This is a genomic window from Halobacillus sp. ABD4_316, from assembly GCF_056161385.1.
Genome location: NZ_JBSWZA010000018.1, coordinates 1 through 1,104 on the forward strand (window position 1 = coordinate 1; position 1,104 = coordinate 1,104).

Sequence of the window (1,104 nt, forward strand, 5' to 3'; positions counted from 1 at the left end):
AGTAGTTTGACTTGCTCATCTGCACACCGAATGTGCTTGTTTCAAATTCCTTCATTAAAGAAGAAATGTTTTGACGTACTGGTTGGTTCGTTCAGTTTTCAAAGATCAAATAAAATAATTGGTGGAGCCTAGCGGGATCGAACCGCTGACCTCCTGCGTGCAAAGCAGGCGCTCTCCCAGCTGAGCTAAGGCCCCGTTATAAATTTGGAATGGTCGGGAAGACAGGATTCGAACCTGCGACCCCTTGGTCCCAAACCAAGTGCTCTACCAAGCTGAGCTACTTCCCGTTATAATGGCGCGCCCGAGAGGAGTCGAACCCCTAACCTTCTGATCCGTAGTCAGACGCTCTATCCAATTGAGCTACGGGCGCATGTATATATTTGGTGCCGAGGGCCGGACTCGAACCGGCACGGTGGAAACCCACCGCAGGATTTTAAGTCCTGTGCGTCTGCCAATTCCGCCACCCCGGCTCGGCAGTTTCGTATATGTCGTGTTGTTTATTATAATATCATTAAGTAACTTTAGCTTAGTAAATGGAGCGGAAGACGGGATTCGAACCCGCGACCCCCACCTTGGCAAGGTGATGTTCTACCACTGAACTACTTCCGCTTAATAATGCGGGTGGAGGGACTTGAACCCCCACGCCGTGAAGCACTAGATCCTAAATCTAGCGTGTCTGCCAATTCCACCACACCCGCATAGAATACATGGTGAGCCATGAAGGATTCGAACCTTCGACCCTCTGATTAAAAGTCAGATGCTCTACCAGCTGAGCTAATGGCTCTCGAAAACTTTAAGTTAGCAACAGGCAACTCATGGTGCCGGCCAGAGGACTTGAACCCCCAACCTACTGATTACAAATCAGTTGCTCTGCCAGTTGAGCTAGGCCGGCTAACTAAATGTAAATGGTGGAGGATGCAGGGTTCGAACCTGCGACCCCTTGCTTGTAAGGCAAGTGCTCTCCCAGCTGAGCTAATCCTCCAATATGTATCGACCTGGCGACGTCCTACTCTCACGGGGGTAAACCCGACTACCATCGGCGCTGAAGAGCTTAACTACTGTGTTCGGCATGGGAACAGGTGTGACCTCTTCGCCTTCATCACC

The 1,104-nt window shown here is 50.5% G+C and carries 9 tRNA genes and 1 rRNA gene; all 10 read right to left on the bottom strand.

The features are described 5' to 3' along the window. Window positions 1-119: 119 nt before the first annotated feature. Window positions 120-195: transfer RNA gene (locus ACXAJH_RS20380), tRNA-Ala, on the bottom strand. Between the two features lie 15 nt (window positions 196-210). Continuing rightward, window positions 211-287 (bottom strand) — tRNA-Pro (locus ACXAJH_RS20385). A gap of 6 nt (window positions 288-293) precedes the next feature. Further along, window positions 294-370 (bottom strand) — tRNA-Arg (locus tag ACXAJH_RS20390). A gap of 11 nt (window positions 371-381) precedes the next feature. Then, a tRNA-Leu gene (locus ACXAJH_RS20395) sits at window positions 382-470 on the bottom strand. A gap of 64 nt (window positions 471-534) precedes the next feature. Further along, window positions 535-609 (bottom strand) — tRNA-Gly (locus tag ACXAJH_RS20400). A 7-nt stretch (window positions 610-616) separates the two neighbouring features. After that, window positions 617-698, bottom strand: a tRNA-Leu gene (locus tag ACXAJH_RS20405). A gap of 10 nt (window positions 699-708) precedes the next feature. Then, window positions 709-784, bottom strand: a tRNA-Lys gene (locus ACXAJH_RS20410). 32 nt (window positions 785-816) lie between these two features. After that, window positions 817-892 (bottom strand) — tRNA-Thr (locus tag ACXAJH_RS20415). A gap of 14 nt (window positions 893-906) precedes the next feature. After that, window positions 907-982, bottom strand: a tRNA-Val gene (locus tag ACXAJH_RS20420). 11 nt (window positions 983-993) lie between these two features. Then, a 5S ribosomal RNA gene (gene rrf, locus ACXAJH_RS20425) occupies window positions 994-1,104 on the bottom strand; the annotation flags it as partial.